At 66.8% G+C, this 21,837-nt stretch carries 20 protein-coding genes; 14 read left to right on the top strand and 6 right to left on the bottom strand.

What is annotated here, in order from left to right:
• The first annotated feature begins 51 nt into the window (after nt 1-51).
• From HBA54_RS23725 to HBA54_RS23705, 5 genes are all read left to right on the top strand, one after another.
• Nucleotides 52-1,173 (top strand): phosphotransferase family protein, encoded by a 1,122-nt coding sequence (locus tag HBA54_RS23725; RefSeq protein WP_167229405.1) that lies wholly within the window; start codon nt 52-54, stop codon nt 1,171-1,173.
• A gap of 109 nt (nt 1,174-1,282) precedes the next feature.
• On the top strand, nt 1,283-2,407 hold the full coding sequence (locus tag HBA54_RS23720; protein WP_167229403.1) for a PA0069 family radical SAM protein: 1,125 nt from the start codon (nt 1,283-1,285) through the stop codon (nt 2,405-2,407).
• 120 nt (nt 2,408-2,527) lie between these two features.
• Entirely contained in the window at nt 2,528-3,925 is a 1,398-nt protein-coding gene (locus HBA54_RS23715; RefSeq protein WP_167229401.1) for a cation:proton antiporter, read from the top strand.
• Between the two features lie 71 nt (nt 3,926-3,996).
• Nucleotides 3,997-4,656: a ribonuclease HII gene (rnhB, locus tag HBA54_RS23710; RefSeq protein ID WP_167229399.1), complete on the top strand. Its 660-nt coding sequence runs from the start codon at nt 3,997-3,999 to the stop codon at nt 4,654-4,656.
• A gap of 153 nt (nt 4,657-4,809) precedes the next feature.
• Complete coding sequence (locus HBA54_RS23705) at nt 4,810-5,847, top strand: site-specific DNA-methyltransferase (protein WP_240932865.1); 1,038 nt, start codon at nt 4,810-4,812, stop codon at nt 5,845-5,847.
• Between the two features lie 139 nt (nt 5,848-5,986).
• Here HBA54_RS23705 and HBA54_RS23700 read toward each other — a convergent pair whose 3' ends face one another.
• Entirely contained in the window at nt 5,987-8,080 is a 2,094-nt protein-coding gene (locus tag HBA54_RS23700) for a pyridoxamine 5'-phosphate oxidase family protein (protein ID WP_240932864.1), read from the bottom strand.
• A 33-nt stretch (nt 8,081-8,113) separates the two neighbouring features.
• A complete protein-coding gene (locus tag HBA54_RS23695; RefSeq protein ID WP_167229393.1) occupies nt 8,114-8,554 on the bottom strand; it encodes a VOC family protein in 441 nt (146 codons plus the stop codon).
• A gap of 173 nt (nt 8,555-8,727) precedes the next feature.
• On the opposite strand from HBA54_RS23695, the gene HBA54_RS23690 reads away from it, so the two are divergent.
• Nucleotides 8,728-9,633, top strand: coding sequence for a LysR family transcriptional regulator (locus tag HBA54_RS23690; protein ID WP_167229391.1), 906 nt, complete (start codon nt 8,728-8,730; stop codon nt 9,631-9,633).
• A gap of 3 nt (nt 9,634-9,636) precedes the next feature.
• On the opposite strand, the gene HBA54_RS23685 is transcribed toward HBA54_RS23690, so the two are convergent.
• Nucleotides 9,637-10,245, bottom strand: a complete 609-nt coding sequence (locus HBA54_RS23685) for a glutathione S-transferase family protein (RefSeq protein ID WP_167229389.1) — start codon at nt 10,243-10,245, stop codon at nt 9,637-9,639.
• Nucleotides 10,246-10,326: 81 nt separating this feature from the next.
• Between HBA54_RS23685 and HBA54_RS23680 the strand changes: the two genes are divergently transcribed.
• Together HBA54_RS23680 and HBA54_RS23675 are read left to right on the top strand one after the other, a co-directional pair.
• Complete coding sequence (locus HBA54_RS23680; RefSeq protein WP_167229387.1) at nt 10,327-10,641, top strand: ArsR/SmtB family transcription factor; 315 nt, start codon at nt 10,327-10,329, stop codon at nt 10,639-10,641.
• Entirely contained in the window at nt 10,638-11,126 is a 489-nt protein-coding gene (locus tag HBA54_RS23675; protein WP_167229385.1) for an SRPBCC family protein, read from the top strand. Before HBA54_RS23680 ends, HBA54_RS23675 begins: the two co-directional genes overlap by 4 nt.
• On the opposite strand, the gene HBA54_RS23670 is transcribed toward HBA54_RS23675, so the two are convergent.
• A complete protein-coding gene (locus HBA54_RS23670) occupies nt 11,123-11,488 on the bottom strand; it encodes a VOC family protein (RefSeq protein ID WP_167229536.1) in 366 nt (121 codons plus the stop codon). The two genes, HBA54_RS23675 and HBA54_RS23670, sit on opposite strands and share 4 nt — an antisense overlap.
• Nucleotides 11,489-11,609: 121 nt before the next feature.
• Here HBA54_RS23670 and HBA54_RS23665 point away from each other — a divergent pair, with 121 nt between their 5' ends.
• From HBA54_RS23665 to HBA54_RS23655, 3 genes are all read left to right on the top strand, one after another.
• A complete protein-coding gene (locus HBA54_RS23665) occupies nt 11,610-12,236 on the top strand; it encodes a LysE family translocator (RefSeq protein ID WP_167229383.1) in 627 nt (208 codons plus the stop codon).
• Nucleotides 12,237-12,354: 118 nt separating this feature from the next.
• On the top strand, nt 12,355-13,440 hold the full coding sequence (locus tag HBA54_RS23660; protein ID WP_167229381.1) for a CARDB domain-containing protein: 1,086 nt from the start codon (nt 12,355-12,357) through the stop codon (nt 13,438-13,440).
• A 126-nt stretch (nt 13,441-13,566) separates the two neighbouring features.
• Nucleotides 13,567-14,709 carry a DSD1 family PLP-dependent enzyme gene (locus HBA54_RS23655; RefSeq protein ID WP_167229379.1) on the top strand — a complete coding sequence of 381 codons (1,143 nt, stop codon included), beginning with the start codon at nt 13,567-13,569 and terminating at the stop codon, nt 14,707-14,709.
• Between the two features lie 52 nt (nt 14,710-14,761).
• Here the strand turns inward: HBA54_RS23655 and HBA54_RS23650 are convergent, their stop codons facing one another.
• Both HBA54_RS23650 and mutY read right to left on the bottom strand, forming a co-directional pair.
• Nucleotides 14,762-15,667, bottom strand: a complete 906-nt coding sequence (locus tag HBA54_RS23650; RefSeq protein WP_167229377.1) for a DMT family transporter — start codon at nt 15,665-15,667, stop codon at nt 14,762-14,764.
• Nucleotides 15,660-16,778 (bottom strand): A/G-specific adenine glycosylase, encoded by a 1,119-nt coding sequence (mutY, locus tag HBA54_RS23645; protein WP_167229375.1) that lies wholly within the window; start codon nt 16,776-16,778, stop codon nt 15,660-15,662. Before mutY ends, HBA54_RS23650 begins: the two co-directional genes overlap by 8 nt.
• A gap of 58 nt (nt 16,779-16,836) precedes the next feature.
• On the opposite strand from mutY, the gene HBA54_RS23640 reads away from it, so the two are divergent.
• The 3 genes from HBA54_RS23640 to smc all read left to right on the top strand — a co-directional run bounded on the left by HBA54_RS23640 (nt 16,837) and on the right by smc (nt 21,739).
• Nucleotides 16,837-17,385: a DUF721 domain-containing protein gene (locus HBA54_RS23640; RefSeq protein ID WP_167229373.1), complete on the top strand. Its 549-nt coding sequence runs from the start codon at nt 16,837-16,839 to the stop codon at nt 17,383-17,385.
• A 142-nt stretch (nt 17,386-17,527) separates the two neighbouring features.
• Complete coding sequence (locus HBA54_RS23635; RefSeq protein WP_167229371.1) at nt 17,528-18,208, top strand: thioredoxin domain-containing protein; 681 nt, start codon at nt 17,528-17,530, stop codon at nt 18,206-18,208.
• Between the two features lie 66 nt (nt 18,209-18,274).
• Nucleotides 18,275-21,739, top strand: a complete 3,465-nt coding sequence (gene smc, locus HBA54_RS23630; protein ID WP_322096105.1) for a chromosome segregation protein SMC — start codon at nt 18,275-18,277, stop codon at nt 21,737-21,739.
• Nucleotides 21,740-21,837: the final 98 nt, after the last annotated feature.

Raw genomic sequence — 21,837 nt, 5'->3', positions numbered from 1 at the left:
CGATTGGCGTGCTAGCCGTCCCTGCCCAAAGGAAAACCGCGGAAAGAGACTTTGCCCAACCAACCCGATCTGGATGCGCTGCAGGCCGCCGCGCGCCACTTGCCGGGCTTCGCCGGGCTGGCACGCAACCAGCTGAGCCTGCTGCGCACCACCGGCCTGGCCCACGACCACGTCGCAATCGAGGGCTTCGGCATCGGCGGCCGCGCGGTCCTGCTGCGGGTGCCCCGGCAGAGCCAGTTCGCCTTCAACGCCGAAGACAATCTGCGCTATCAGGCGGCCTGCTTCGAGCGGGTGAGCCTGAGCGGCCGGGGCCCGAAGCTCTATGGCGTGATCCCGCCCTGCCCGGCCATTCCCCTGGGCGCCCTGGCGGTGGAGCGGATCGAGGGGCGGCCCCCGCGCCTGCCGGAGGATCTGGCCGCGCTGGCCGAGGCCATGGCCCGGGTCCACAGCCTGCCGCTGCCGGCGGCATCGCACTGCCCACCCCTGGCCGACCACCGTGATCCGGTCACCGGGGCGCTGAAAGAGATCGAGGCGCAGGCGGCCTTCCTGCCGCAGGCCGGACTGGCGCCGGAAAGCCTGGCGGCAGTGACGGAGGAACTGACCTGGGCACGGGGCTATGCCTCAGAGGTCGCCGCTGCGCGAAGCGATCAGCCGCGCAGCCTGGTGCTCACCGATACCCATCCCGGCAACTTCCTGATCGATCGGCGGGGCGAGGCCGTGATCGTCGATCTGGAAAAGGCACTCTACGGCGCGCCGGGCATCGATCTGGCCCATGCCACCGTCTATTCCTCCACCACCTGGGATCTGGATACTTCCGCTGAGTTGAGCGTCCGGGAGGTGGCCGGGTTCTACGCCCATTATCTGGCAGTCGCCGCGGACCTGTCCGGCACCGCCTGGCGCGACCGGCTGCGGCCCTGGCTGCTGCCGCTGCGGCGCCTTCTGTTTCTGCGCGCGATCACCTGGTGCGCCAAGTGGCGGGTGCAGCAGGCCAGACAGAAAACGGCCCTCAAGGAACGGGCCGGCAGCACTGAGGACTGGTCGGCGGAAAACAGCGATCCCGCCCTCATCGCCCATGTCGCCGGGCGGGTCGCGCTCTATCTGCGGCCCGAAACCCTGGCACGCATGCGCGGCGAATGGCTGACGCCCGGCGCTCTGACCGCACTACTGGAATAGCCGAACTGCTCGACTGACAGGCTGGTGACAAAGCCGAAGCCTGGGTTTGCGCTCTGAAAAAGAGTCAAATGTTCTTGTTTTGTTCATACCTCTTTGCTAGCCTCGGGACATGGTTGATCTGATCCCCGATAAACCAAAGAAGGGCCGTGGCGCCGTCAGCAATGCCAGCGGGCGTTACGAGCCCTTCACCCGGGTCGCCGTCGACGACGGTTGGGGCCGGGACCCGGGCAGCAGCGGCTTTGGCGAAGCGGGCTTCGGCGAAGACCCGCCGCCCCGGCCGACCGAGGTGATCTGGGATGCGACCCGCACGATCATCACCCGCAACACCTCGCCCGACATCCCTTTCGACCGCTCGATCAACCCTTACCGGGGCTGCGAGCACGGCTGCATCTACTGCTTCGCCCGGCCGAGCCACGCTTGGCTCGGCTACTCGCCGGGGCTGGACTTCGAAACCAAGCTGCTGGCCAAACCGGAAGCCGCCGAGCTGCTGCGCCGGGAACTGGCGCGCAAGAACTACCGGCCGAGGCCGATGGCGCTGGGCACCAACACCGACCCCTATCAGCCGATCGAAAAGAAGCTGCAGATTACCCGCCGGATCCTGGAGGTGCTGCGCGACACCGGCCATCCGCTGACCATTGTCACCAAGTCGAACCTGATCCTGCGCGATCTCGACATCCTGGCGCCCATGGCCCGCAAAAGACAGGTCCGCGTGATGATCTCGCTCACCACCCTGGACCGCAAGCTCTCGCGGGTCATGGAACCCCGAGCGCCGACCCCGGCGCAGCGCCTGGAGGCTTTGCGCACCCTGAATGCCGCCGGTGTGCCGGCCGGCGTGCTGACCGCCCCGATGATCCCGGCGATCAATGATCAGGAGCTGGAGGCGCTGCTGGAGGCCGCGGCCAGGGCCGGCGCCGCTGCGGCCGGCTATGTCCTGCTGCGTCTGCCGCTGGAGATAAAGGAACTCTTCGAGGAGTGGCTGGAAGCCCACTTCCCCGACCGCAAATCGAAAGTGCTGAACCTGATCCGCGACACCCGGGGCGGCAGGCTCAATCAGTCCGAATTCGGGCTGCGCCAGTCCGGTTCCGGCGTCTATGCCGAACTGCTGGGCCAGCGCTTCAAGCGGGCCGAGCAGCGGCTCGGCCTGAACCGGGGCTCTGCGCCGCTGGATAGCAGCCAGTTCACACCCCCCAAGCTGGAAAGCGAGGCCGACAAAAAGCAGCTTTCGCTGCTTTAGGGCCCGATCCGTCCCTCCCTCCCCCAAGCCTTCACTCTTTTGAAAGCCGCGGCCTGCTAAACCTTAACCCTGCGCTTAGAGCGGGCGCGGATCGGCGGTTCAGGAGAGTAGAGAAGGGTCATGGAGGGCCATACAAGCAGCATTACCGAGTTGGCGATCGTCGTGGTCGCCGCCCTTTGCTGCGGTCTTGTCATGCGCTACTTCCGCCAGCCGATCCTGCTGGGCTACATCCTGGCGGGCGCGGCGCTCGGCCCCTCCGGCTTCGGCTTCGTCGAAAACCGCGATCAGGTCCAGCTGCTGGCCGAACTGGGTGTGCTGATGCTGCTCTTCTTCATCGGCATGGAGCTGCAGCTGCGCGGCCTGAAGTCGGTCTGGCGCATCGCCGTCCTGACCACCGCCTTTCAGATCGCCGCCGGCGTCATCGCCATGTCGCTGCTGGGCTTCTATCTCGACTGGCCGATCGCGCTGACCGTCGTGCTGGGCTTCGTCGTCGCGCTGTCCTCCACCGCCATCGCCATCAAGATGCTGGAGGAGATCGGCGAAAAAGGCACCCGCGTCGGCAACGTCACCATCGGCATCCTGATCGCCCAGGACCTGGCCGTCATTCCGATGATGCTGGTGGTCAGCGCCTTTCACGGAGAGGGCAGCGCGATCACGCTGCAGGACGTCGCCAAGATCGGGCTCTCCATCGCTTTCCTCGCTCTGCTGCTGGTCTACCTCGGCCGCGGCCGGCGCCTGCGCCTGCCCTTTGCCAAGACCATCGGGCGCAACGCCGACCTGACGCCGCTGGCCGGCCTTGCCTTCTGTTTCGGCGCCGCCGCCCTGTCGGGCTTGCTCGATCTCTCGGCCTCCTACGGCGCCTTCCTGGCCGGGCTGGTGATCGGCAACTCCACCAGCCGGCGGGCCATGATGCACTACACAGCGCCGATCCAGGGCGTGCTGCTGATGGTCTTCTTCCTGACCATCGGCCTGCTGATCGATCTCCAATACATCTGGGACAACATCGGCATCGTCGTGCTGATCGTCACCTTCGTGGCCATCCTGAAGACGGCGCTGAACATCGTGGTGATCCGGGTGATGGGGGAAACCTGGCCGCGCGCCTTCCTCTCCGGTGTCATGCTGGCTCAACTCGGCGAGTTCTCCTTTATCCTGGCCGCCCTCGGCCTCACCGTCGGCGTCATCTCGCCGGACGAACACCGCCTGCTGGTGGCCGTCACCGTGCTGTCGCTGATGGGCAGCCCGTTCTGGCTGGAGGCCGCCCGCCGTCTGCACCGCATCGCCCTGCTGGGCATCACCTCGGGCCGCGAGACCCTGCGCTTGACCCTGGGGCCGGAGGCCAGCGCCCTCGGCCGTTCCGGCGGGCGCATCGGCGGCTGGGCCCTGCTGCTCGCCCGCCTGCTGGTCGGCCACAAGACAGTGGCGCCGCGCGAGCGTAGAAGCCAAGATGGCGGCGAACCTTCGCAGCCTTCCCCGGCAAACGTTCTTCAGGCAAAGCCCGGCGGCGCCGAGGCGGACTGAAACCGCGGCCCCGGGCCTGCGAAGAGCCGTCCGCCGTTGATCAACACCCGATTGCTTCGCCCGAAACATCCGTGCCCGACTTTTCCCTCGAACAGGAATTCCAGCGAGACCTTGGCCCTCCACCCGGCAGGCGCAAAAGCCTGAGAGTGATCGGCCTCGACGAGGCCGGGCGCGGCCCCTGGGCCGGGCCGGTGGTCGCCGCCGCCGTCTGGCTCGATGCGAAGAGGCTGCCGGCCGGCCTGCGCGACGGCCTGGACGACTCCAAGAAACTCACGGCCAAGGCGCGGGAGCGCCTCTTCGCGGCACTGCAGGCCCTGCCGCCGGAACAGGCCGCCATCGGCCTGGGCGAGTGCAGCGTCGAGGAGATCGACGCGATGAACATCCTGCAGGCCTCTCTGCTGGCCATGCAGCGCGCCGCCGCAGCCCTTTCGATATCCGCCGACGCCGCCCTGGTGGACGGCCGTCAGACGCCTGTCCTCGCCTGCCCGGCACGCGCCGTGGTGAAGGGCGACAGCCGCTCCCTCTCCATCGCCGCGGCCTCGGTCATCGCCAAGGTCAGCCGCGACCGGGGCATGGCCGCCCTGGCCCTCAGGCATCCCGGCTATGGCTGGGAACGCAACCAGGGCTACGGCACGGCGGAGCACCGTGCCGGCATCGCCCGGCTGGGGATCACGGCGGCGCATCGGCGTTCGTTTCGCCCAGTGCGGGACGCGCTCACCAGCAAACCTTAACTAAGTCCGCTAACATCTTGAGTCGCAAGACTCTTGACGCAAGTCGCTCGTTGAATCAGGATGCCCGCTTTGCGCCGGCGAGGGGCGCGCTCAAGAGGGGGAACGACCAGCGTGCAGAAAGATGTGGTCAAGCAGGGCGACTGCATCGCGTTGATGGAGGCCATGCCGGAAGCTTCGGTGGACATGGTCTTCGCCGACCCGCCCTATAATCTGCAGCTCGAAGGCGATCTGCTGCGTCCGAACAACAGCAAGGTCGACGCCGTCGACGACGCCTGGGACCAGTTCGACAGCTTCGCCGCCTACGACGACTTCACCCGCCGCTGGCTGCGCGCCGCGCGCCGCGTGCTGAAGGACAACGGCTCGCTCTGGGTGATCGGCAGCTATCACAACATCTTCCGCGTCGGCACGGCGCTGCAGGACCTGAACTACTGGATCCTGAACGACGTGGTCTGGCGCAAAACCAACCCGATGCCGAACTTCCGCGGCCGGCGCTTCACCAATGCGCATGAAACCATGATCTGGGCGGCCAAGGACAAGGACGCCCGCTATACCTTCAACTATGACGCCATGAAGCGGCTGAACGACGATCTGCAGATGCGCAGCGACTGGCTGATCCCGATCTGCAGCGGCGGCGAGCGCCTGAAGAACGACAAGGGCGAGAAGGCACACCCGACCCAGAAGCCCGAAGCCCTGCTTCACCGCGTCATCATGGCCGCGACCAAGCCGGGGGATATCGTGCTCGATCCCTTCTTCGGCTCCGGCACCAGCGGCGCGGTGGCGCGCAAGCTCGGCCGCCACTACATCGGCCTGGAGCGCGACAGCGACTACATCGCCGTCGCCAAGAAGCGTATTTCCCAGGTCCAGCCGATCACCGACATGGAGATGATCGACACCCCGGCCAAGCGCCAGGAGGCCCGCATTCCCTTCGGCTGGCTGATCGAACACGGCCTGCTGGAGCCCGGCACCGTACTGCACGGCCCGGACAAGCGCTGGCGCGCCAAGGTGCGCGCCGACGGCACGCTGATCACCGCCGACTTCAAGGGCTCGATCCACCAGGTCGGCGCCCATCTGCAGGGCGCCCCCTCGTGCAACGGCTGGTCGTTCTGGCATGTGAAGGCCGACGGCAAGCCGGTCTCCATCGACGTGCTGCGCCAGAAGCTCCGCGCCAACCTGCCCAAGACGCTGAACTAAAGCGGCACGCGAAGCCCACAATCATCCAGCCTGTGGCCTCCCCCATCGAAGGGGGAGGGCCGGGGTGGGGTGACACCCTGTCCGCATCAAGCTGCCCAACCCCGCTCCGAGCACGGCCATCGGGCAGCCCGCTGAAACCTCACAGATCCAGGACAACACCGACATCATCGCCGCAGCCGGTTTCACCGCCGTCTGGCCCCGCCTTCCGGGCACGCGGCGTCGCACAGCAGATCAGCACCTCGTCCGCGCCGCGCGGCCCGACCGGTTCCTCGATGTAATCGACGCTGCCACGGATGATGCGGGTGGCACAGCTGCCGCAGATGCCGGAACGGCAGGCATAGGCAGGGGCAAGACCGGCGCTTTCCGCCAAGTCCAGCAAGCTGCCCTTTTCCGGCGCCCAGGAGACTTCCCGGTCGGCGGTATCGAAGCGCACCGTTACCGGCGCTTCACCTGATTCCCCTTCAACCGGTGCCGAAACCGCAGGCGCCGCGCTTTTCAGCAGGGTCGCCGGCCCGAAGGATTCATAGTGGATCCGGGTCTCGCGCACGCCGATCCCCACAAGGCCGTCATAGAGACCCTGCATGAAGGCGGCGGGCCCGCAGAGATAGAAATCGTAGTCGTCCAGCGGCAGCAGCCATTGCAGCAGAGCGATATCCACGTGACCCTGGCTGTCGTGGGTCTCACCCAGGCGATCGGCCGGGCCCGGTTGGCTGTAGCGGATATGGGCCCTGAAAGAACCGTAGTCCCGCGCCCAGGCCCGCAGCGTTTCATCGAAAGCCTGGGTCGTGCCGTTGCGGCTGCCATGAATGAAGTACGTCGGGCGGAAGCGGCGCGTGCGCTCGCCCTCGTTGAGGAGATGCCGCGCCATGGCCATCATCGGCGTGATCCCGACACCGGCGGAGAGCAGCACCACCGGCCGCTCACTGGTCTGGTCCAGAACGAACCTGCCGCGCGGGGCCATGGCCTGCAGGCGAAAACCTTTTGCCGCGTGATCGTGAAGATAGCCGGAGGCCAGCCCGTCGCGCTTGATCGAAAGACGATAACGCTCGCCATCGGGCGCGTCGGAGAGTGTATAGGTCCGCGTCACCGGCGCATCCTGGCCGGGCACATCCAGACGGATGGGAAGGAACTGACCGGCCTCGTAGGACGCCGGCGCCCTGCCGTCGGCGCGGCGCAGCATGAAGGAGGTGATGGCCTCGCTCTCAGGCAGGACGTCGACCACTTCATAGTCGAGATAGCTGTTGCGTTCCCGGTTGGCGGCAATGATTTCCTCCGCCTCCTGCCAGTTGCCGGTCTGCGCCAGCTTCGGGGAGAAACCCTCGAAACGAAAACCGAGCGGCAGGCTGCCTTCAACCGCGACAGCCTCTTCCAGGTGAAAACGGATCAGCCGCTCGGCGCCGGCAAAAGCCTGCACCGCCTCGTCCTGCCAGACGATCTCTGCGGAGCCGGTGAGGTAAAGCAGTCCGCCCTTTTCAAAGTCGACGAAAAGGAACCCGGCCCTGGGGTTGATCAGGATGTTGCCGACCGTGTTGAAGTGATAGTTCCCGCTGTAGTCGGGAAAGACAAAGGTATCGGCGCCCTCGACCTTGACGAAGCCCGGCTTGCCGCCGCGATGGGAAACATCGGCGCCGCGCGCTGCCCCCTCCACCGGCCCGCTGGCGGTCGCGATGAAAAGGGTATCGGCCTCAGCGATCAAGCGGCGGTCGGCCGAGGAAAAACGATTGCGCCGGGCAACCTCCAGAAGGGTGGTATCGGCCGGTTGCCAATCGACGGCGCGGGCCTGGATGTACTGGGGACAGTTGCCGAAGCTCTGCCCCACCGCGATGCTGAAACCGTCATCGCGCAGGGCGCTCACGGTTCCGGTCAGACGGTTGCGGCGACGGCTGGCCGGCAGGATACCGAGCACGCCCAGTTCCGCCCCTTCCTTCAAGCCATCGCTCAGAGGATCGCCGGGCAGCGGCAGGGCTGCGACGTCCAGACTGCGGGCATCCGGTGTCGAAAGAAAACCGGGCGGCCCGGCCAGCAGCGACGCCCAGGGGCGCCCCGCCTCATCGACCGAGCCGACCAGCAGGAACGGCAGCAGGCCATAGAACGCGCGATGCTGATCGGGCAGATAGTCACGGATGACACGGCGGCCGACGCCTTCCATCTTGTCGCGTAGCCCGGCCCGTTCCTGCGCCGCCTGTTCGCCCGCATGAAAGGGTGAGGGGCTGAGCTTGCTGCCACCGTCCATGTTTCTCACTCCGGTTTTCCCGGTCAGGCCGCCTTAAGCGGCCGGGGCGATGAACTCAACACGGATGCCGCCGGGGATGGCGCACATCATGTGGCGCAGGGGTGCTTCGCCCAGCGGCTCGGCGGCGAACTCCATGACCACCCCGTCGGCCTTTTCCAGGCGCGCCTGCAGCGCCTCCAGGGCGGCGGCGTTCTCTACCGCCAGGGCAACATGATGCAGGCCGATGACGTTCTTGCGGTCGAAGGCCACCGCGGTCGCCGGATCGTGCGCCTGCCAGAGCGTGATCATGGTGGTGCCGTCGCTCACAAACGCCGCCGGGTAGTCCGGCTTCTCGCCGACCTGCTGGAAACCCAGGGTCTCGGTGAAGAACCGCAGGGTCTGCGGCAGGTCGGGAACGGTCAGGCCGATATGGTGGGCGCCCCGGGTCAGGGGGCCCGAAAGGCCTGAATCGGCAGATTGGGAAGCGGCGGTCATTATTGGATTTCCTCTCTGTCTCGCAATGGGGCTCGCAACGGGGCCGTCGGCCGGAGTCTCTGGCTGTGCCGCAGATCCGGCCCATCGGCCTGATGGAGAGAAAGATGGCCCTTTCATCCAGACAACTTAATAGGTAGTATCGGCAAATCATTATTCCATAAATAGGAATAATCATGGATCGCCTGCAAACCATGACCGTCTTCGTCGCCGTCGCCGAGGAGGCCGGCTTCGCCCCCGCCGCCCGGCGCCTGGGGCTTTCCCCGCCTTCGGTGACCAGGGCCGTATCGGAACTGGAGGGACGGCTCAATGCCCGGCTCTTCCACCGCACCACCCGCAGCGTCCATCTGACCAGCGCCGGGGAGCGCTACCTGCTGGACTGCCGGCGCATCTTGCAGGAGGTTGAGGATGCCGACTCTGCCGCCGCCGGCGTCCACGGGCGCCTGCAAGGGCGGGTCACCGTCACATCCTCGGTCCTGTTCGGCCGCCTGGTGCTGGCCCCCATCGTGCTGGAGCTGCTGCAGCGCCATCCGCAGCTGTCGATCTCCACGCTGCAGATCGACTGGGTGGTGAACCTGATGGAAGAAGACATCGATGTCGCCGTGCGCATCGCCGAGCTGCGCGACTCTTCACTCTCAGCCCGACGCGTCGGCGCCATCGGCCGGGTGCTCTGCGCCTCGCCGGCCTATCTGCGCAAGCACGGCCGCCCGAAAACGCCGGACGACCTGGCCGGGCACGACACCATCGGCTTTACCGCCGCCGCCGCGATCAGCGAATGGGCTTTTCACCACGACGGCAAGCGCCGGATCTTCCGGCCCCGCGCCCGCCTGCAGGTGAACAACGCCGACATGGCGATCGCTGCCGCCGGCGCCGGCTTCGGCATCACCCGCGTGCTGTCCTACATGGTCGCCAGGCAGGTCGAAGCGGGAGAGCTGGAGATCGTCCTGCAGGACTACGCCCCGCCCCTGCTGCCGGTCCATGTGGTGCATAAGGAAACCGGCCGGACCTCCGCCCGGGTCCGCGCCGTCTTCGACTTTCTCGCAGAGCGGCTGAAGGAGCACCCCGCGGTCAAGGCGCGGTGAGGGTCACGCGCTCCAGCTCGGCCTTGCGCGGAGCGTCTGGTTCCAGCGACTGAGATGGGGCAGCGAAACCGGAATGGCGACCTCCACGAAGTCCGCCAGCATGGCGGCGGTCATGCCGGTGATATCGGCGACGGAAAAGCTTTCGCCGGCGATGAAGGGACGGCCGTCGCTCAGTTCCTCGTCCAACCAGGCAAACCTCTCCGCCATGTCGGCGCGCTGCGCCTCGGCACAGGCCGGCACCTGGGTCAACTTGTCGGCAAAGAACGAGAAAGTATGCCGGGCGATCTGGCCGAGGGGATTCATGATCCCCAATTCCACACGGCGATCCCACATCTCAATCCGCGCACGTTCCACCGGATCGCGTCCGAAGAGACTGGGATCGGGATGCAGGGCTTCCAGGTAGCGGCAGATCGCCTGTGACTCGGTAATTACGGTGCCGTCGTCCAACTCCAGCAGCGGCACCTCGCCCAGCCGGTTCTTCTTCAAAAAATCATCGCGGCGGGTCTCCCCGCCCGGCAGGTCCAGATTGATCCGTGGAATCTCGATCCCCTTCTCCGCCAGGAAAATGCGAACCCGGCGCGGGCTGGGCGCCGCCGCGTTGTAGAACTTCATAGCCGGTGATCCTCTTCCAGCGCTTTACAGAACCTTCGCCATGATTTATCTTAATATCAACATATGATCAATAGGTGATAAATGCTGGATACCACTTTTGCCGCCCTGTCGGATCCCACAAGGCGCGGCATCCTGGCCTTGCTGGCCGAGCGCGAGCATTCGGTCGGCGAACTGGTCGAACAGTTCCCGATCACCCAGTCGGCCGTCTCCCGGCACCTGAACGTGCTGGAACAGGCGACATTGATTGAGCGGCGGCGCGACGGCCAGCGGCGCCTCTGCGTCCTGCGCAGCGAAGCCCTGGCGGAGGTCGATCTCTGGATGGAGCGCTATCGCCGGATGTGGGACGGCAAGATGCGGCGTCTGGACAAAGCGCTCAGGAAAGGAAAGAAGCGATGAGCGAAGCAGCAGCAACAGCAGCAACAGCCACCCGCAGCGTCGCGTTGCGCTACCGCTTCGACGCCACGGTCGAGGCGCTCTTCGACGCCTGGACCGATCCGCAAATGCTCGGCGAATGGTGGGGGCCGGAAGGAGTCCGCACCAAGGTGTTGAAACTGGACCTGCGGCCAGGCGGAGAGGTTCTCTTCGAAATGACCTTCGAGGACGGCACCGTCAGCCACATGACGGGAACCTACCGCGAAATCGACCGCCCGCGCCGGCTGGTCCTGGTGATCACCGAGAACTGCAACACCGGGCTGCCGCCCGGTATCGAGCCGCAGATCGCACCGACCCCGGTGACGGTGGACTTCATCGATCATGGCGGGACTGCCGAGATCGTCATCCAGCAGGAGGGCCTGCAGCCGGGCTACGCGGAACTGGTTTCCTGGGGCTGGGGCGGCGGCATGGCGAAGCTGAAAGCGGCAGTACAGCAGCGCGCCAGTTAAGCCGGTTCGAAGAGTTCGATGGGATTGCCGGAAGGGTCCTCGCAGAGGATCTGCCGGCCGCCGGGCCCGATGAGGATCTCATTGCGAAAGCCCACCCCGTCGCCGCGCAGCACGCCGACCATCGCCTCCAGATCATCGACGGTCACCACGATACGCGACCAGCCGCCGGGCACCGGCTGGGCACCGTCAGGCATGGGTTTGGCGGCCGAGGCCTGCGGCCCCGCCAGCCAGAGCTTCAAGTCCTCCCGCGCAACGATGGCCATGGCCGGACCGAACTGCTGAACCAGTTCAAAGCCGAGGCGGTCGCGATAGAAGGCCACCGCCTGATCGACGTCGTGCACGATGTAGCGAACTTGCGCCAGGATTGCCTCCTCTCAATTGATCGCGCCACTATAAGAGCAAAAGCACCACCTTTGCAGGGGCATTTAGCGGGGTGAGCAGCCTTCCCGGTTCTGCTATATCCTGGGGCCGAAAGGAAAGCCCATGCCCGCGTTCGATCTGTTGATTCCCTTCTTTGCCGCAACGCTGCTTTTCGCGGTGATGCCGGGGCCGGCCATTCTTTACACGGCAGCCCAGACCATGGCCCAGGGGCGCAAGGGCGGGATCCTGGCGGCGCTCGGCATCCACATCGGCGGCTATGTCAATGTCGTGGCGGCGGCGACCGGCCTTTCGGCGGTGTTCCGCTACGTGCCGGAGGCCTATCTGGCGGTGAAAATCATCGGCGCCCTCTATCTGAACTGGCTGGGCCTTTCCTTTTTCCGCAAACCGCGCGAAGAAGTCCTGCCGAACGTGGAGGCCGGCAGCCCTGTCGGCGCCTTCTTCCAGTCCATTGTCGTTGAGGTGCTGAACCCCAAGGCGGCGCTGTTCTTCATCGCCTTCCTGCCGCAGTTCGTGGACCCGGCGGCGGCCTGGCCGCTTTGGCTCCAGCTCCTGATACTCGGCACCTTCGTCAATATCGCCTTCTCCAGCATGGATTTCGTCACCGTCGCCCTGACCTCGACCATGGTCAGGCTGGTGCGCAAGAGCGCCAGCGGCCAGCACGTCATCCGCGCCATCGGCGGCTCGGTCCTTGTCGCCCTGGGCGTCCACCTTGCCGCCTCACGCAGTTAACCGATACCGAAATATCTCTCACGGTTGCGCTCAACCGGCGCGTTTGCCGCTGCATTGAACCATCCGTGCCTCTCCTGCGACCTATGGCCAAAGCGTCCCCATTCCGCAGGAGAGAGAAATGCGTATCCATCTTGTCCCTGGCCGTCTTGTTCCCGGCCTTCTGGCCTCCGCCAGCCTGACCGCCCTTCTGGCCGTCGCCGGCGCAAGCCAGGCCGCCGCCCAGGCCGATCTGGTGCCGATCGTAACGGCGCCCATGTCCGCCAGCGTCGGCGTGCAGAACATGGGGGACACCCCGGCCCCCGCCAGCCATCTGACCATCAGCTGCACGAAGTTCGGCAAGGTCTCCGGCGGCTGTCCGGACGTACCCGAACTGGGCGTCTACGAAAACCCGGCTTTCCCGGATGTCGGGACCGTCGAGGTGCCGGAACTGGCGCCGGGTGAGATCTTCAATCACGACCTGACGGTCTGGGCGGCCATCGTCTGGCCGGTCGGAAACTACGTCTTCAATGTCACGGCCGATGCCGGCGGCGTCGTTGCGGAATCGAACGAAGCCAACAATACCACCCAGACCAGCTACACCCAGCTGCCCGCGCCGGCCGTCGTCGAGCAGCCGCCGCTGCCGCTGCAGGCCACGCCGGGCAAGCGGCCGTCCCGCAATCAGGCGCCGGTAAAGGCTATCGTCGCACAGATCGCCCTGCCCGACCTGATGTCCACTTCGCTGGGCACCTACATCGGCGGCGACCACAGCCTGTGGAATCAGGTCCAGACCGTCCGCACGGGCCAGATCGCTCAGAAGCAGTTGGGCCGGAACAAAGACGAATGCCTGGTGCCCGCCAAGGTCCGCGTGATGAACATCGGCAACGCCGACAGCAAGACCTTCGCCATCAGCGTCTTCGATGACGGCAAGCTGCGCACCACCAAGACCGCTTCCCTGAAGAAAGGCAAGGCCAAGTGGGTCGAGTATGACCTGCGGCTCAACGAGGGCACCAACAAGGTGATGGTCAGGATCGACCCCAAGAACCAGGTCGCCGAGGAGAACGAGAAGAACAACACCTACTACACCACGGTAGAGGTGCCCTTCGATTGCGACGGCGTGGCCGTGCTGCAGCCCCAGGGCAAAGCCACGATCGTTGTGCCCAAGCAGCGCGAGATGAAGAAGTTCATCCCGCAGCGGCGGACCGAACCCAGGCGGCCTGCCAAGTAACCCTTCCTGCTGAAACCTGCCTCAAAGGGCGGCCCTCTCCGGGGCCGCCCTTCTTCTTTTGCAGCACTGTGCCGAAGTCAAAACTTGGGTTAGGTTTGCCGCTCATCCAACCTTGCGCGGACCGTCATGCCCCAGCCCCTTCTGGACCAAACCCTGATCGCCCGTCCGGGCAGCCGGCTGGATATCACCACCCCCGCCCTGGTGCTCGACCTCGACGCGCTGGAATCCAATCTCATGGCCATGGCCGAGTTGGCCAAGGTCCAAGGCATCGGCCTCAGGCCCCATGCCAAAACCCACAAGTCGGTCGCCATCGGCAAACGTCAGATGGACCTCGGCGCGCTCGGCCTCTGCTGCGCCAAACTCTCCGAAGCCGAAGCCCTGGCCGAGGGCGGCCTCGACCGTTTCCTGCTGACCTCCCCAGTGACGGGCAGCCGGCGCATCGAACGCTTGCTGGCCCTGAAGGCCCGATGCAGAGAGTTGATGCTGGTGGCGGACGATCCGGGGAACCTGAAAGACCTGGGAAAGGCCGCGGCCGCACACAACCAACAGCTCGACCTTCTGATCGATGTCGACGTCGGCCAGCACCGCACCGGCGTCGCCAATCATGTACAGGCCCTGGCCCTGGCCGGGATAATCGCCGCAGATCCGAACCTTAAGTTACACGGCCTGCAAGGTTATGCCGGGCAGCTGCAGCACATTGCAGACTATGACGAAAGACGACGCGCCTCCCACGCCGCCCTGGCACAGCTGGCGGCGCTGCGCGATGTGCTGGAGGCCGCGGGCCATCCCTGCCCGATCATGACCGGCGGCGGCACCGGCAGTCATGCCTTCGACCACGAAGCCGGGGTGCTGAGCGAACTGCAGGTCGGCTCCTACATCGTCTCCGATGTGGAATACGACGCCGTCGATCTGGCTGGGGACGGCAGGCGGCCCTTCCGCGCCGGGCTTGTCGTCTATTCCCGGGTGATCAGCGCCAACCACCAGGGTTTCGTGACTATCGACGCCGGCTCCAAGAGCATCGCCACCGACGGGCCGCTGCCCGAGATCGTCTTCGGCGCGCCGGAAGGGACCCGCTATTCTATATCCGGCGACGAGTTCGGGCAGCTCGACCTGCCGCCCGGCAGCGCGGCCCTGAAGGTGGGTGACCTGGTCGGCCTGCAGGTGCCGCACTGCGACCCGACCATCAACCTTTTCGATCACTACCACTGCATCCGCGGCGACGCCCTGGTCGCCCTCTGGCCCATAGAGGCGCGCGGCGCCTCTTCATAAAACGGAGCACGGGGGGCTTCGGCTTAGGGAATGAGGCGCGCGGCGTTCTTTCCTACCCAACCCGCATGCGGCGGCCGATGGCGACCGAGGCGACCACGAAGACCGCGAAGCCGATCGTCATCGCGTCGATGTGCTCGCCCAGCAGCACCGCCGAAGCGAAGATGGTGAGGAAGGTCTGCAACAGCTGCACCTGGCTGACCCGCGAAACCCCGCCCATGGCGAGCCCCCGGTTCCAGGCGAAGAAGCCCAGAAGCTGGCTGAACAACGCAACGTAGAGAAAAGCCCCCCAGCTTGCGGGGGAGCCGCTCATGCCGTGCTCGGCGATGGAAAGACCGACCGGCACCGCCAGGAAGGGGGCGGAGATCACCAGCGCCCAGCAGATCACCTGCCAGCCGCCCAGGGTTTTGGTGAGCCGCGCACCCTCGGCATAGCCGATGGCGGCACAGACGACCGAGGCCAGCAACGCCAGATGGCCCGGCCCGATGCTGCCGCCGCCGCGCAGCAGGGAAAAGGCAACCACCGCCCCGCCGCCGAGCAGCGAGAAAAACCAGAAGCCCGGCGACGGGCGCTCGCGCAGCATGACGGCGGCGGCCAATACGGTCGCCAGGGGCAGGATACCCAGCACCACGCCGCCGTGGGCCGCCGGCACCGAGAGCATCGCCCAGGCGGACAGCAGGGGAAAGCCGAGTACCACGCCCAGTGCGACGATCACCAGGCTGCGCCATTCCCCCCACCGGGGCAGGCGTTGGCGGGTCGCCAGCAGGATCGCCAGGGCGACACCGGCGGCCAGGATAGCCCGGCCGAGCCCCACCACCACCGGCTGGAAATCCACCACGGCGATACGGGTTGCCGGCAGGGTCAGGCTGAAGACCGCAACGCCGACGAACCCGAGCAACAGACCTTTTGTCTCCTGACCGCTGGGGATTTGCGGAGCGGCGGATTCCAAAGGATCAGCCATCAGATGCCGGCCTCAGATCAGCGGTCTGCTTCAGCCCATGGTCGATGATCTTGCGCATCACCGTCGGCAGCGCCTCGCCATCCAGGCCGTCCAGGGCAACCCAGCGTCCGGCGGTCTTGGGCAGCCGGGCCCGCGTCGTCATCGCCGCCCAGACCGTCACCTCGAAATGAAAGTGGGTGAAGGTGTGACGCACCATTCCGGGCAGGGCCTGCCAATCGGCGGCCAGGGGAACGGCCTTCACCGCCTCGCTTTCCTGCCAGCGGGAGTCGCGCCAGTCGGTCGACGGCACCTCCATCATGCCGCCGAGCAGGCCTTTCTCCGGACGGCGGCGCAGCAGCAGCGCCCCCTCCGGCCCGGCGAGCCAGAACGCCACGGCATGGCGGGTCGGCTTGACCTTCTTGGGCAGCCGGCGCGGCAGGTCCGCCGCACTGCCGGCGGCCCGGCCGCGACAGTGGGTCTCCAGCGGGCAGAGCAGGCATTTGGGCTGGCGCGGCAGGCAGACGGTCGCCCCCAGATCCATCATCGCCTGGGCGAAATCGCCGGCACGGCGCCCTGGCGTGATGGTGTCGGTCAGGGCCTTCAGCTCTGCCTTGGCGGCCGGCAGCGGCGTTTCGACGGCAAACAGGCGGGCCACCACCCGTTCGACGTTGCCGTCGACCACCACCGCACGCCGGCCGAAGGCGATGGCGGCAACGGCGGCGGCCGTGTAGGCGCCGATCCCCGGCAGCTTCAGCAGATCGGCCTCGTTGTCCGGGAAAACGCCCTGCAGATCTTCGCTCACCACCTGGGCGCAGCGGTGCAGGTTGCGCGCCCGGGCGTAGTAGCCGAGCCCGGCCCAGGCCGTCAGCACCTGATCGAGAGGGGCCGCCGCCAAGGCATCCACATCGGGCCAGCGGGCCAGAAAACCCTGATAGTAGGGCCCGACGGTGGCCACCGTGGTCTGCTGCAGCATGATTTCGCTGAGCCAGACGCGGTAAGGATCTTGCAGGGCGGCGCCCGGCGGCGCGCGCCACGGCAGGCGGCGGGCGTGGCGGTCGTACCACCCCAACAGCTTCACCTGGATGTCAGCAGAGGTGTGTGCGGCAAAGCCGGAAGGTGCGACAGAAGCCATAGCCTCCTCTATACTCAGGCGCAGCGAGACCGCAAAGCGAGCTTTTGTCACCAAGACAATGTCAAAGACCGGCAACACCCCCTATGCCCGCCCCCCGGAGCGCAAACGCCGCAGCAGCCTGCGCGCGCTTTCAGCCAGCCTGTCGGGGGTCACCAAGCGGGCCTTTGCCCGCCGTGGCCTGAGCGGCGGGGAGCTTGCCCGGCAGTGGCCGACCATCGTCGGCGCCGATCTGGCCAGTCAATGCCAGCCCAGGAAGCTGCGCTTTCCCAAGCCCGGCGAGGCCGTCAACGGCGCCCTGACGCTGCGCGTCGCGCCGGCCTGGGCCCTGGAAATCCAACATCTGGAAAACGTCCTGCTGGACCGCATCAACGGCTTTTTCGGCTATCGCGCCGTGGCCCGGTTGATTCTGCAGCAGGGGCCGTTGTCGGTTAAGGAGAACCGGGGACGCGCGGCAGCAAAAGCAGCGGCTGCCCTGCCCCTGCCGCCGGCGGACAGCCAACTGACCGCGAAACTATCCACAGTCGAGGACCCGGACCTGCGCTCCGCCCTTGAACGCCTGGGCCGGTCCCTGCGACAAAAGCAGGCAAGGAAGCCCAAAAGGCCTTAAAAACCGGTTCTTCCGGAACCACATAGGCGCTGGGAGGGACGGATCGGTAAGTGCCCGTTTATGCGAGTCTTTTGGACCGAAAAGGGCGCTTGTGAAATCCGAAATGGCCCACTAGCATATACAACATCTGGTAGGTTTAGCCATGAAAAGACGGAACATACTGATCGGAATGGGCGCTGTGGCGCTGGGTGCCGGCGTTGGCGGTGCCTATGCCTTCATGCAGGGCCCGACCCAAAACAATCCCGCTGCCGGGGGAGCCGCGTCTGGACCGCAGCTTGCCGCGGCCGGCGATATGGCGCTGTTCGAGGACGACCGTATTCTGGGGGCCGACGACGCGCCGGTCACCATTATCGAGTATTCCTCGCTCACCTGTCCGCACTGCGCCAGCTTCCACCGCGGCACCATGCCTCAGGTGAAGACCAACTGGATCGACACCGGCAGAGCCCGCCTGGTCTATCGCCATTATCCGCTGGACCGGCTGGCGCTGCGCGCCGCGGCGGCGGCCAACTGCATCGAGGGGGACGGCTTTTTCGGCTTCATCGATGTGCTGTTCAACAATCAGGAACGCTGGAGCCGCAATCAGGATCCAATGGGCGCGCTGCAGCAGTTTGCCGGCCTTGCGGGGCTGAGCCCGGAGGCTTTTGAGGCCTGTATCGCCGACGAGGCGACCATCACGCGGATTCTGGAGATCCAGACCGACGGTCGCGATACTTATGAGGTTGCTTCGACTCCGAGCTTTGTGATCAACGGTCAGAGAGTAGTGGGCGCGCGCGATTACGGAGAGTTCGACGCCGCCCTGACGGAGTTTGAGTCGGAGGCCTGAGCGCCGGCCGGCAATACTGGGGGGTTTATGATCACTGGTTCTACGGCAAAGGGGGATTAGCCGGGCGTGGTGCAGTTCACCAAGCTTCGCTTGAGCGGATTCAAGTCTTTTGTCGATGCCACTGAGCTGGTGATCGAACCGGGTATGACGGGTGTCGTCGGGCCCAACGGCTGCGGCAAGTCCAATCTGGTCGAAGCGCTGCGTTGGGCCATGGGCGAAACCTCGGCCAAGAGCATGCGCGGCAGAGAGATGGATGACGTCATCTTTGCCGGCAGTTCTGACCGGCCGTCGCGCAATGTGGCCGACGTCACGCTCTATCTTAACAATGACGAGCGCAAGGCGCCGGCCATGTTCAACGACCTCGAGGAGATCGAGGTCACCCGGCGGATCGACCGTGGCTCCGGCTCCACCTACCGGGTGAACGGCAAAGAGGTGCGCGCGCGCGACGTACAGCTGCTGTTCGCCGATGCCGCCACCGGCGCCCATTCCACCGCGCTGGTCAGCCAGGGGCGGATCGGCGCCCTGATCAACGCGAAGCCGGCCGACCGCCGCTCCCTGCTGGAAGAGGCAGCCGGCATCACCGGCCTGCACTCCCGCCGTCACGAGGCCGAGCTGCGCCTGCGCGCCGCCGAAACCAACCTCGAGCGCCTGGACGACGTGATCGCGACCCTGGAAACCCAGCTCCAGGGCCTCAAAAAGCAGGCCCGGCAGGCAACCCGTTACCGCAACGTCAACGAACACATCCGCCGCTCGGAGGCCATCGTCCTGCATCTCGAAGGGATGGAGGCGAAAGAGGCCCTGGCAACGGCGGAAGCCGCCTACGCCGAGGCTGAGAAAGCCGTCGCCGAGGTCACCCAGACCGCCGCGAGCCGGGCCAGTGAGCAGGCCGAGGCCGCCGCCGCCCTGCCCACCCTGCGCGATGCCGAGGCCGAAGCCGCCGCCGGGCTGCACCGCCTGACCGTGGACCGCGACACCCTGGACCGCGAAGAAGCCCAGGCGGTGGAAGCCAAAAGCCGCGCCGAGGAACGTCTCGCGCAGTTGCTCGGCGACCGCAGCCGGGCCGAGGGACTGGCCGGCGATGCCCAGGCGGCACAACAGCGCCTCGACAGCGAGCGCAAGGAACTGACCCAGGCGGCGGAAGGCGAGAGCGAAGACCTCGCCGCCGCAGAGGCTGAGCGCGCCGCGGCATCCGGCAAGAGCCAGGAACTGGAACAGACGCTCTCCGGCGTCACCAACAAGATCGCCCAGGACGAAGCCCGGGCCGCCGCCCTGCTGCGCCGCATCGAGGAATTGACCCAGCGCCTGCAACGCCTGCGCGCGCAAAGCCAAGAGGCGCGCAACCAGCGCCAATCGCTGCAGAACGAAACCGTCGCCGAGGCGGAACTGACCGCCGCCGGCGAGGGTCTGGAAGAAGCCGAGCAGACCCTGGCCCGGAACCGTCAGAATTCCGCCGCGAGCGCCGAAGCGACCGCCGCCGCCCGTGGGCGTGAGGCCGAGTCGCGCGGACTGCTGCGCGAAAAGGAAGCCGCCCAGGCGAAGCTGGAGGCCGAGATCTCGGCCCTCACCGCCTTGTTGGAGCCGGCCGAATCCGACATGTGGCCGCCGGTGGTGGACGCGGTCTCCGTCACGCCGGGCTTCGAAGCCGCCCTGGGCGCCGCCCTGGGCGACGACCTGACCGTGTCGGCGGACGAAGCCGCCCCGGTGCACTGGGAAGCGCTGTCGCCGCTCTCTGCCGTTCCCGCCCTGCCGGCCGGGGCCGATCCGCTTTCCGCCGTGGTGCGCGGCCCCGCCGCCCTGGACCGCCGCCTGTCGCAGATCGGCGTCGTCGCGGACAGCGCGACCGGCGCCCGCCTGCAGGCCGAACTGCGGCCGGGCCAGCGTCTGGTCACCAAGGAGGGCGATCTCTGGCGCTGGGACGGCTTTACCGCCCGGGCCGAGGCCCCGACCGCCGCTGCCCAACGCATGGCCCAGCGCAACCGTCTGGCCGAGCTGCGCAGCGCCCTGGAAGGGGTCGAGCGGGAAACCGCCCGCGCCGCCGCCGATCACGGCGACCTCGAAACCGCCGTCGAACAGGCCGTTCAGGCGGAAAAGGCGGCGCGGGAAACCGAAGCGGCCGCCTTCGATGCGGTGAATACGGCGCGGCAGAAACATACGGCGCTGGCCCAAAAGGCCAATGCCGTGGCCTCGCGCCTGGCCGCCCTGGACGAAAGCCTGGAGCGCCTGCAGGGCGACGAGCGTGAGAGCGAGGCGACCCTGGAGCAGGGCCGCGGCGAACAGGCCGCCCTGCCCGATCTCAATCTGGAACACCAGCGCGCCGACGAACTGCGCGAGGCGCTGAGCGAAGCGCGCGACAATCTGGTGGAGCGCCAGGGGCGGCTCGACCAACTGCGGCGCGAAGCCGAAGCCCGGGGCCGCCGGCTGGGCGATATCGCGACGGAATACCAATCCTGGCTGCGCCGGGCCGAGGAGGCCAAGGCGCACCTGACCGACCTGGAGGAACGCCGCGGCGCCACCCAGACGGAAATCGAAACCCTGGCCGCCGTTCCCCTGGCCCTGGGGGAGCGCCGCGAGGCCCTGGCCGCCTTGATCGAAGAGGCCGAGAACCGCCGCCGCAGCGCCGCCGACGCCCTGGCCAGCGGTGAGAACCGCCTGGGCGAGGCCGACAAGACCCTGAAGGCGGAAGAAGCCCGCCTCACCAATGCGCGGGAAAACCGCATCCGCTGCGAAGGCGCGGTCTCGCAGGGCCGCCAAAGCCTGGATACGGTGATCGAGAAAGTCCGCGAGAAACTCTCCTGCGAGCTGGACCAGGCCCTGGCGGTTGTCGAGATCGACCCGGAACAGAGCCTGCCGCCGCGCGAAGAGGTGGAAACCAAGCTGGCGCGCCTGATTCGCGAGCGCGAGAACCTGGGCGCGGTGAACCTGCGGGCCGAGGCCGAGGCGCGCGAGTTGGACGAACAGATCGTCGGCATGCAGTCGGAGCGCAGCGACCTGATCGCCGCCATCAGCCGCCTGCGCCAGGGTATCGCCAGCCTGAACCGTGAGGGCCGTGAGCGTCTGCTGGCCGCCTTCGAGGCGGTGAACAGCCACTTCTCGGAGCTTTTCGTGCGGCTGTTCGGCGGCGGACGGGCCCACTTGAAGCTGACCGAATCGGAAGATCCGCTGGCCGCCGGCCTGGAAATCATGGCCAGCCCGCCGGGCAAGCGCCTGCAGGTCATGTCGCTGCTGTCCGGCGGCGAGCAGGCCCTGACCGCCCTGGCCCTGCTTTTCGGCGTGTTTTTGACGAATCCGGCGCCGATCTGCGTGCTGGACGAGGTCGACGCCCCGCTGGACGACGCCAACGTCGACCGATTCTGCAGCCTGGTGCACGAGCTGACCGAGTCCACCGCGACACGGTTCCTGCTGATCACCCATCACCGCATGACCATGGCGCGCGTCGACCGCCTGTTCGGTGTGACCATGGCCGAACGCGGTATCAGCCAGCTGGTTTCGGTCGATCTGCAGGCGGCGGAAGGCCTGCGCGAGAGCGCCTGATCCGACCCTAAAGTGCCGCCGTCGCGGGGCCGCCCGCCGGAACCGATTCGACGCAGGTCGAAAACGCTCTAGGCCAGGGGAACGGCGGGTTTTCTTCG

This window comes from Pelagibius litoralis, assembly GCF_011683915.1.
In the GTDB taxonomy this organism is placed as follows: Bacteria; Pseudomonadota; Alphaproteobacteria; order Kiloniellales; family Kiloniellaceae; genus Pelagibius; species Pelagibius litoralis.
Note: the sequence above shows the minus strand (reverse complement) of the source record. Positions and strands in the feature narration are given on the sequence as shown.